Below are 10,467 nucleotides of genomic sequence, written 5' to 3'. Positions count from 1 at the left end.
CCACGCCCATGCCGGCTGAGCTCGCACTCGATCTACCCGCTGTATCTCCCCTCTCCCACCTCTTCCTGATGATCGCCCTGATCATGGTCGCCTGCCGCGCCGCAGGCCACCTCTGCAGGCGGCTGGGGCAGCCCCCGGTCATAGGCGAGATCATGACCGGTATCGCCCTGGGCCCCTCCCTCCTCGGAGCCGTCTGGCCCGAGGGACAGCGGTGGCTCTTCCCCGCGAACCTGCTGCCCGTGATCAACTCACTGGCCCAGGTCGGCCTGGTCCTCTTCATGTTCCTCGTCGGATACGAGCTGAACGTGGCGCAGGTCCGCAGCCGCGGCAAGGTCGCGGCCCTGGTCAGCAACGTGAGCGTGGCCGTGCCCATGGCCGGCGGGATCCTCCTCGCGGTGGCGATGTACGGGCGCTTCGCCGACACCGGCATCGGGTTCCCGGCGTTCGCGCTCTTCATGGCCCTGTCGATGAGCATCACCGCCTTCCCGGTGCTCGCACGGATCCTCACGGACCGGAAGATGGACCGCACCCCCGTCGGGGCACTCGCCCTCACGTGCGCCGCCGTCGACGACATCACCGCCTGGTGCCTGCTCGCCCTGGCGACGGCCCTGGGTCACGACACCTCCCTGACCGGGGTGGCCGTCACCGTCGCCCTGACCGCCGTGTTCATCTTCGGGATGATGTACGGGCTGCGCCCCCTGCTGGCCCGGCTGGCCGAGCGTCACGCGGACCGGCTGGGCGAGGGCATCACCGTCCTGCCCCTGCTCCTCACCGGAATCCTGCTGTCGTCGTTCGCCACGGACTGGATCGGCATCCACCCGATCTTCGGAGCCTTCCTGTTCGGCGCCGTCGTTCCGCGCGGTGCGGCCCAGGCGGCGGCCGTGGAGCTGATGCGCGGCTTCACCGTGGTGCTCCTCCTGCCGCTGTTCTTCACCTACTCCGGACTGAAGACCGACTTCCGGCTGATCGGCGCGGAGCCGGGCCTGTGGGGCTGGTGCGCCGTCATCGTCGCCGTGGCGACCGTCACCAAGTGGGCCGGCAGCACGGGTGCGGCCCGGGTGACCGGGCTCGGCTGGCAGGAGGCGCTCTCCCTCGGCGCGCTCATGAACTGCCGGGGGCTGACCGAGCTCGTGGTGCTCGGCGTCGGACTGGAACTGGGGATCATCACGCCCACCGTGTTCGCCATGCTGGTGGTGATGACGCTGGTCACCACGGTGCTGACGGCGCCCGCACTCACGCTGATCGACCGCATCGCCGCCCAGCGGCGCTCCCTTCCCCTGAAGCAGGGGGGACGGGCCGTGGCCCGCTGAGGCCGGCCTGCGAAGGACACGACCGGCACGAAGAGCGGAGGGCAGAGCGGCCCGCGGAGATCCGTACGGGAGGATGGGACCATGCCGAACCGCCTCGCGAACGAGACCTCGCCGTATCTGCTCCAGCACGCCGACAACCCCGTCGACTGGTGGCCCTGGTCCCCGGAGGCCTTCGCGGAGGCACGGGAGCGCGGGGTGCCGGTGATGCTCAGCGTCGGCTATTCGAGCTGCCACTGGTGCCACGTCATGGCCCACGAGTCCTTCGAGGACGAGCTGGCCGCGGCCTACATGAACGAGCACTTCGTCAACGTCAAGGTCGACCGCGAGGAGCGGCCCGACATCGACGCCGTCTACATGGAGGCCGTGCAGGCCGCCACCGGGCAGGGCGGGTGGCCCATGACCGTGTTCCTGACGGCCGACGCCGAGCCCTTCTACTTCGGGACCTACTTCCCGCCCGAGCCCCGGCACGGGATGCCCTCCTTCATGCAGGTGCTCGAAGGCGTGCGCACCGCGTGGGTCGGACGGCCCGAGGAGGTGGCGGAGGTCGCGCAGCGGATCGTACGGGACCTCGCGGGGCGGCAGCTCGACTACGGGAAGGCCGGCACCCCCGGGCCCGAGGAGCTCGCGCAGGCGCTGCTCGGGCTGGTGCGGGAGTACGACGCCACGCGCGGCGGATTCGGCGGGGCGCCGAAGTTCCCGCCGTCCATGGTGCTGGAGTTCCTGCTGCGCCACCACGCCCGGACCGGGTCCGAGGGGGCGCTGCAGATGGCGGCCGATACGTGCGGGGCCATGGCGCGGGGCGGGATCTACGACCAGCTCGGGGGCGGGTTCGCGCGGTACTCCGTGGACCGGGACTGGGTCGTTCCGCACTTCGAGAAGATGCTCTACGACAATGCGCTGCTCTGCCGGGCATACGCCCACCTCTGGCGCAGCACCGGGGACGAGCTGGCGCGACGGGTCGCCCTGGAGACCGCCGACTTCATGGTGCGCGAACTGCGCACCCACGAGGGCGGCTTCGCCTCCGCGCTGGACGCCGACAGCGAGGACCCGCAGACCGGCAAGCACGTGGAGGGCGTCTACTACGCCTGGACTCCCGCCCAGTTGCGCGAGGTGCTGGGGGAGGAGGACGGGGACCTGGCCGCCGCCTGCTTCGGGGTGACCGAGGAGGGGACCTTCGAGCACGGGATGTCGGTCCTCCAACTGCCCCTGCAGGGCCCGGACATCGGGGACGAGCGGCTCGCCGGGTTCAAGGAGCGGCTGCTCGCCGCGCGGCAGGAGCGGCCGGCGCCCGGCCGGGACGACAAGATCGTCGCCGCCTGGAACGGGCTGGCCATCGCGGCCCTCGCCGAGTGCGGGGCCTTCTTCGACCGGCCCGACCTGGTCGAGCGGGCCACGGAGGCCGCCGATCTGCTCGTGCGGGTGCACTTCGACGCGGCAGCCGGCCGGGCCCGGCTCGCGCGGACGAGCCGGGACGGGGTCGTCGGGGTCAACGCCGGGGTGCTGGAGGACTACGGGGACGTCGCCGAGGGGTTCCTGGCGCTGGCTGCCGTCACCGGCGAAGGGGTCTGGCTGGAATTCGCCGGGTTCCTCGTCGATCTGGTCCTGGACCGGTTCACCGCCGAGGACGGCTCGCTGTACGACACCGCGCACGACGCGGAGCAGCTGATCAGGCGCCCGCAGGACCCGACCGACACCGCGGCCCCCTCGGGCTGGACGGCCGCCGCCGGCGCGCTGCTCTCGTACGCCGCACACACCGGATCGCAGGCGCACCGTACGGCGGCCGAGCGGGCGCTGGCCGTGGTGCACGCGCTCGGGCCGCGCGCTCCGCGGTTCATCGGGCACGGGCTGGCGGTCGCCGAGGCGCTGGTCGACGGGCCGCGCGAGGTCGCCGTGGTGGGTCATCCGGAGGATCCGGCGCGGGCGGAGCTGCACCGGGTCGCGTTGCTGGGGACGGCTCCCGGGGCGGTCGTGGCGACGGGTCTGCCGGGGGCGGCGGACGGCAGTGGTGGGGAGTTCCCCCTTCTGGCTGAGCGCACGCTGGTGCACGACCTCCCGACGGCGTATGTCTGTCGACATTTCGTCTGCGCGCGGCCTACGACCGATCCGGTCGAGCTGGCCGACCAGTTGGGTACGATTCATCCCTGAAAGCAATGGAGTAGCGTCAATTCCGTTTGATTCAAGGTCAGTTCGGCAACGTGGTTTTTATCTCGAAAGCGCCTGCGCGTCATGTTCGCTGCCTAGTCTCATGACTTCGGAGTCACTGATCGGTCACTCTCGGCGCCAGGGTGCGCCGGGGTAACGCGCACCGGGGGTTGCGCACAGGGGGGAATCGGGGGCGAGCGAGGACGGCGGGCTGGGGAGCCTGCCGTACACGCCCGTCCCCCGGGGGGTTTGGGGATCGCCGCCTGGGGTTGCGGCATGTCTGTGGGGGACGCTTTGTTCATATCCGTGTTCATTTGTGTGGTATCGCTCGCGCTCTTCTGGATGGCGGCGTTCACGCTCTGGTGGCAGATGCACGCGTGGCGGACGCCCGAGACGCTCGCCTCGACCCGCTTCGACCGCCCCGACGGCGGCGGCCGGCTGGCCTTCTCCCTGCTGCTGCCCGCCCGCCACGAGCAGGCGGTCCTGGAGCACACCATCGAACGGCTCCTGGAATCGAGCCACCGCGACTACGAGATCATCGTGATCGTCGGCCACGACGACCCCGGGACCGCGGAGGTGGCCGAGCGGGCCGCCGCCCGTGCGCCCGGTCTCGTACGCGTCGTCACCGACCACCACGAGGTCAAGAACAAGCCGAAGGCCCTCAACACCGCCCTCCCGCACTGCCGGGGCGACATCGTCGGGGTCTTCGACGCCGAGGACCAGGTCCATCCCGAGCTGCTGTCCCACGTGGACCACGCCTTCCGCGCCACCGACGCCGACGTGGTCCAGGGCGGGGTCCAGCTCATCAACTTCCACTCCAGCTGGTACAGCCTGCGCAACTGCCTGGAGTACTTCTTCTGGTTCCGCTCCCGACTGCACCTGCACGCCGAGAAGGGCTTCATCCCGCTCGGCGGCAACACCGTCTTCGTGCGCACCGAGGTCCTGCGCGAGGCCGGCGGCTGGGACCCGAACTGCCTCGCCGAGGACTGCGACCTGGGCGTGCGGCTGTCCTCCGTCGGCAAGAAGGTCGTCGTCGCCTACGACTCCGACATGGTGACCCGCGAGGAGACCCCGGGGTCCCTGGTGAGCCTGCTCAAGCAGCGCACCCGCTGGAACCAGGGCTTCCTCCAGGTCTACCGCAAGAAGGACTGGCAGCAGCTGCCCGGCCGCGGCCAGCGGTGGCTGGCCCGCTACACGCTCATGACCCCGTTCATGCAGGCCACCTCCGGGGTGATCATCCCGGTGAACTTCGCCGTCGCCGTCTTCCTCGACGTGCCCGTCGGCGTCGCGATCGTCACCTTCCTGCCGATGATCACGGCGATGGTGACCTTCGTCTTCGAAGTGGTCGGCCTGCACGACTTCGGCCGCCAGTACGGGATGCGGGTGCGCTTCGTGCACTACGTCAAGCTCGTGGTCGGCGGCCCGTTCTACCAGGTGATGCTGGCCGGCGCCGCGATCCGCGCGGTCTGGCGCGAGCAGCGCGGACGCAACGAGTGGGAGCTCACGAGCCACACCGGAGCCCACCTCGCGACCCCGTCCGGCGACGTCCCGAGCCGTCCGAGCAGCCCGAGCAGCCCGAAGACCCTCACCCGAGAGGACAGCCAGCGGTGACCGCCACCCTGCCCACGGCCACTGAGCCCGCGCCCGGTTCGACAGCCACCGACTCCGCCGCCGATGCCGCCCTCATCCCGCGCCAGCGCACCGGCGGCCTCGGGGTCCGCCCGACCGCGCCGGCCCGGCCGCTCGTCCGCTTCCGCTCCTCCCGGCCCGACCTGCTGCTCTGCGGTGCGCTGCTGCTGGCGATCCTCCTCGTGCAGGGCTGGAACATCACGAACTTCCCGACCCTCAGCGACGACGAGGGCACCTACCTCGCGCAGGCCTGGGCCGTCCAGCAGGGCAAGGGCCTGGCCCACTACACCTACTGGTACGACCATCCCCCGCTCGGCTGGATCCAGATAGCGGGCCTGACGTACCTGCCGTCCCTGTTCGTGCCCGAGTCGATGACCGTCGCACCGATGCGGTTCTCGATGCTCGCCGTGTCCGCCGCCAGCGCGGTCCTGCTGTACGTGCTCGCGCGCCGGCTCTGGCTGCCGCGCTGGGCGGCCGGTCTCGCCATGGGCCTGTTCGGGCTCTCCCCGCTCTCCGTCGTGCTCCAGCGGGAGATCTTCCTCGACAACATCGCCGTGATGTGGATGCTGCTGGCCTTCTGCCTCGCCGCGTCCCCCAGTCGCCACCTGTGGCACCACTTCGCCTCCGGCCTGGCGGCCGCCACCGCCGTGCTGACGAAGGAGACGATGCTGGTGGTGCTCCCGGCGCTGCTGGTGACGATGTGGCGCCACAGCCACCGGGACACCCGCAAGTTCGCCGTCACCGGAGCCGTCACCGCCTGCGTGCTCATCGGGGTCACGTACCCCCTGTACGCGCTGCTCAACGCCGAGCTGCTGCCCGGCTCCGGCCACGTCTCCCTCATCGGCGGGATCGTCTACCAGATGGGCCGGGAAGGCTCCGGCTTCATCCTCGACCCCGGCTCCGGCTCGCACGGGGTCTTCGAGTCCTGGCTGTACTACGACACCGTGCTGCCGCTCGGCGGTCTGGCCGGCGCGGTGCTGCTCCTCGTCACCATCCGCTGGTCGGTCACGGCCCGGGCGCTCGCCGGCCCGGCGCTGGCCGTGGTCATCCTCGGCCTCGTCGCGCTGCGCCCCTCCGGCTACCTCCCGGCGATGTACGTGATCCAGGCGCTGCCGTTCCTGGCGCTGGTCCTCGCCGGGGGCGCGGCCAGCGTCACTCACGCCGTGCTGCGCCGCCGCCGCGCGCCGGGGGAGCGGCGCTCCCTGGCCTACGGGCGGTGGGCGCTGATCGGCGTCCTGGCCGCCTCGGCCGCCCTGTACCTCCTGCCGCGCTGGTACGACGGCAACCGCACGGCGCTCACGGTCGACGCGAACGCCCCGTACCGGCAGGCCGCGGCCTGGCTCGGGCGCGAGGTGCGCGAGCCCGCCACGACCCGGGTGCTGGTCGACGACGCGCTGTGGCTGGACGCCGTACACCACGGGTTCGACCCGGGGCTCGGCGCCATCTGGTTCTACAAGGCCGACCTGGACCCGGCGGTCACCAAGACCCTGCCGGGCGGCTGGCGGGACATCGACTACGTGGTCTCCTCGCCCACCGTCCGGCGCGACGCGGCGCAACTGCCCAACGTGAAGGCCGCGCTGGAGCATTCGACGCCGGTCGCCGTCTTCGGCGAGGGCGAGGACCGCATCGAGATCCGGCGTACGGACAGCACCGATCCCACGGCCACGTCCCGCACCGTCAACGGGAGTTGATCCGGAATGAGCGAAGACCTGTGGGCCCCGCACGCCCTGCACGCACCGAGCGCCCCGCACCTGCCGGAGGCCGCCGACGAGGCGCCCGCCCCGGGCAGCGTCACCCTCATCATCCCGACCTTCAACGAGTCCGGAAACATCGACGAGTTGCTGAGCAGGCTGGCCGCCGCGCTCCCCGCTCACCTGCCCGTGTCGGTGCTGTTCGTCGACGACTCCACGGACGACACCCCGGCCGTCATCGAGAAGGCTGCCCTGGACTGCGCCTTCCCGGTGGAGGTCCTGCACCGCGAGAGCCCCGACGGCGGACTCGGCGGGGCCGTCGTGGAGGGGATCGGCCGGGCGGACACCGACTGGATCGTCGTCATGGACGCCGACCTCCAGCACCCGCCCCACCTGGTCCCCGAGCTCGTCGGGGAGGGGGCGCGCACCGGCGCCGACCTGGTCGTGGCCTCCCGCTACATCGCCGGGGGCAGCCGGGCCGGGCTCGCCGGCAACTACCGGATCGCCGTCTCGCGCGGAGCGACATGGCTGACCAAGGGGCTCTTCCCGCGCGCCCTGCGCGGGATCAGCGACCCGATGAGCGGGTTCTTCGCGATGCGCCGCTCGGCGGTCACCGAGGAGGCGCTGAAGCCGCTGGGCTACAAGATCCTGCTGGAGCTGGCCGTGCGCTGCCGGCCGGCGCGGGTGGCCGAGGTGCCCTTCGTCTTCCAGGACCGCTTCTCGGGGGAGTCGAAGTCCACCGCCCGCGAGGGCCTGCGCTTCCTCACCCACCTGGCCTCGCTGCGCTCCTCGACCCCGCTGGCCCGCATGATCGGCTTCGGGCTGATCGGGCTCTCCGGCTTCGTCCCGAACCTGGCCGCGCTGTGGATGCTCACGCACACCGGCATGAACTACCTGGTCGCCGAAGTGGTGGCGAACCAGGCCGGGGTGCTGTGGAACTTCCTCCTCATCGAGACCCTGCTCTTCCGCGACCGGCGCCGGCACCGGCACTGGGCCGACCGCCTCGGTCGCTTCACGCTGCTGGCCAATGCCGATCTGCTGCTGCGGATCCCGCTGATCGCGGTGTTCGTCGGCACATGGGGCTTCGGGGTCCTGTCCGCGACCGCGCTCGCCCTGGTCACCACCTTCGTCCTGCGTTTCGCGGCGACGGAGGCGCTCGTCTACCTCCCGCGCAAGGCGGGCCGCACGCACACGAGTTGACCCGCACGAGTTGAGCCGCACGAAGGGATGCTCCCCATGCGAAGGAAGATCCGGGGCAGGGCAAGGTGGCGGGCCGCCCTGCTGGCCGTCGGGGCGATGACCGCGGGCCTGCTGCTGACCGCGCCGCAGCAGGCCACGGCCGGACCGCCCAACCTGCTCACCAACCCCGGTTTCGAGACCGCCGGCCCGGCCGGCTCCGACATGCCGTCCTGCTGGTCGAAATCCGGCTGGGGCGACAACGACTTCACCTTCGCGACCGTCGCCGACGCGCACTCCGGCACCAAGGCGATGAAGGTCTCGCTCACCCGCCGGGTGGACGGCGACCGCAAGGCCCTGGTCACCGAGAACGGCACCTGCGCCCCGACGGTCGTGCCGGGCAAGCAGTACGACCTCTCGGCCTGGTACAAGTCGAACACCCCGGACGTGTCCGTGACGGTGTTCCGCCACGACACGGTGGCCGGCTGGCAGTACTGGACCGACCTGCAGAATCCCCCGGTCAGTGCCGCGTGGGCGCGCACCTCGGTCCGTACGCCGGCCGTCCCGCCCAACACCGACAAGATCGTGTGGGGCTTGTCCGTCTACGGGGTGGGCACGCTCACCACCGACGACTACGCGCTGGAGGAGGTGGGCGTCACCCCGCCGCAGCCCACCTGCACGGGCACGGCCACGGAGTGCGCGAAGGGCAAGTGGGAGGTGATCGCCGCCAAGAACCCGGTGCGCTCCATGCACGCCGTCGTGCTGAAGAACGGCAAGGTGCTGCTGATCGCCGGTTCGGGCAACGACATCGCCCAGTTCAACGCGGGCACCTTCACCTCCGCCGTCTACGACCCGGCGAACGGCTCGTTCAAGACGATCCCGACGCCCGTGGACATGTTCTGCTCCGGCCACGTCCAGCTGGCCGACGGCCGGGTGCTGGTGATGAGCGGCAACAAGGGCTATCCCTCGGCGGACGGCACGATCGGCTACCAGGGGCTGAAGGACTCGTACACCTTCGACCCGGCGACCGAGAAGTACACGAAGACGAACGACATGAACGGCGGGCACTGGTACCCGTCCGCGACGATCCTCGGCAACGGTGACGTGATCTCCTTCGGCGGGCTGAAGGAGGACTCCACGGGCAACGTGACCGCGGAGAAGTTCTCGGCGGCGCAGAACAAGTGGCTGCCGATGAACGAGGTCAACCAGACCTGGTCGTACTGGGGCCTGTACCCGTCGATGATCCTCATGCAGGACGGGCGGCTCTTCTACTCGGGCAGCCACACCTTCGGCAACGGCACCCCGGGCACCGGCGCCTCCGTCTACGACTACGACGCCAACACCATCACCGACGTCCCCGGCCTGCGGAACAAGGACGAGCGCGACGAGTCGGCGAGCGTGCTGCTGCCCCCGGCACAGGACCAGCGGGTCCTGACCATCGGCGGCGGCAACAACGAGCGCAACCCGGCCGCGAACCGGCTCACCGACATCATCGACCTGAAGAAGCCGAGCCCCGCCTACACGGCCGGCCCGGACATCCCCCAGGGCCTGGTCGACCAGGGCCAGGGCAAGCGGCCGCAGACCGGCGCCGAGGGCAAGATGTTCGTGTCCGCGGTGCTGCTGCCGGACGGCAAGGTGCTGGAGACCGGCGGCGGGCTGCACGACCGGGCCGACCCGGTGTACGAGGCCTCGTTCTTCGACCCGACCACCAACACCTACCAGGCCGGCCTGGCCACCGACCCGATCCCGCGGACGTACCACTCGGCGTCGTTCCTGATGCCGGACGGCCGCGTCATGTCGGTCGGGGACAACCCGGGCAACGGCACGTACAACCACAACGTGTCGATCTACACCCCGCCGTACCTCTTCAAGGGGGCGCGCCCGCAGATCACCTCGGTGATCGACAACCAGTGGGTGTACGGGGACACCCAGCGGATCACCGTCAACCGGGCGGTCGCCAAGGCGGAGCTGATCCGTCCGGCGGCGGTCACCCACTCCTCGGACCCGAACCAGCGGTTCGTGGACCTTCCGCTGACGGTCGTCAACGGCACCACCATCGACCTGAACGTCACCAGCAACCCGAACCTGGCCCCGCCCGGCTGGTACATGCTCTTCGCGGTCGACGCGAACGGCATCCCGTCGATCGCGAAGTGGGTGCACCTGGGCGGCCCGTCGGCCCTGGCGGCCACCGCCGAGCCTCCGTCCGCGCACGAGCACACCTTCGCGAGCGAGCTGGCGGCCCCGAAGCAGAACCCCGCGAAGCGGGACTCGGCCCCGGTGGCCCCGAACGTGGCCGGCTGCGACCGGCACTACGGCACGGCCAACGTGTGCGTGCCCACGCGGTTCCCGGCGGAGGTGAAGGCGACGACGAAGGCCCGCTGCGACTGGCTGGCCTCCCACAAGTACCCGGCGCGCCTGAAGGTCAACGGCAGCGATCCGCTCCGCCTGGACCCGGACGGTGACGGATACGCCTGCTGAGCACCCGGGGAGGGGCAGGGGCAGGGGGGATAGGAGCACCC

At 71.0% G+C, this 10,467-nt stretch carries 6 protein-coding genes; all 6 read left to right on the top strand.

The features are described 5' to 3' along the window. Nucleotides 1–8 precede the first annotated feature (8 nt). Entirely contained in the window at nucleotides 9–1,310 is a 1,302-nt protein-coding gene (locus ACE1OC_RS15535; RefSeq protein ID WP_407837530.1) for a cation:proton antiporter, read from the top strand. A gap of 81 nt (nucleotides 1,311–1,391) precedes the next feature. After that, nucleotides 1,392–3,455 (top strand): thioredoxin domain-containing protein, encoded by a 2,064-nt coding sequence (locus ACE1OC_RS15530; RefSeq protein WP_407837529.1) that lies wholly within the window; start codon nucleotides 1,392–1,394, stop codon nucleotides 3,453–3,455. A gap of 291 nt (nucleotides 3,456–3,746) precedes the next feature. Continuing rightward, on the top strand, nucleotides 3,747–5,063 hold the full coding sequence (locus ACE1OC_RS15525) for a glycosyltransferase (protein WP_407837528.1): 1,317 nt from the start codon (nucleotides 3,747–3,749) through the stop codon (nucleotides 5,061–5,063). A gap of 74 nt (nucleotides 5,064–5,137) precedes the next feature. Beyond that, nucleotides 5,138–6,772, top strand: a complete 1,635-nt coding sequence (locus ACE1OC_RS15520) for an ArnT family glycosyltransferase (RefSeq protein ID WP_407841571.1) — start codon at nucleotides 5,138–5,140, stop codon at nucleotides 6,770–6,772. A 6-nt stretch (nucleotides 6,773–6,778) separates the two neighbouring features. Further along, entirely contained in the window at nucleotides 6,779–7,972 is a 1,194-nt protein-coding gene (locus tag ACE1OC_RS15515) for a glycosyltransferase (RefSeq protein ID WP_407837527.1), read from the top strand. A gap of 36 nt (nucleotides 7,973–8,008) precedes the next feature. Further along, entirely contained in the window at nucleotides 8,009–10,426 is a 2,418-nt protein-coding gene (locus ACE1OC_RS15510) for a galactose oxidase-like domain-containing protein (protein ID WP_407837526.1), read from the top strand. Nucleotides 10,427–10,467 lie beyond the last annotated feature (41 nt).

This window comes from Streptomyces stoeckheimensis, assembly GCF_045822005.1.
Lineage (GTDB): Bacteria > Actinomycetota > Actinomycetes > Streptomycetales > Streptomycetaceae > Streptomyces > Streptomyces stoeckheimensis.
The sequence above is the reverse complement of the archived record's forward strand: the minus strand, read 5'-3'. Positions and strand labels throughout refer to the sequence as shown.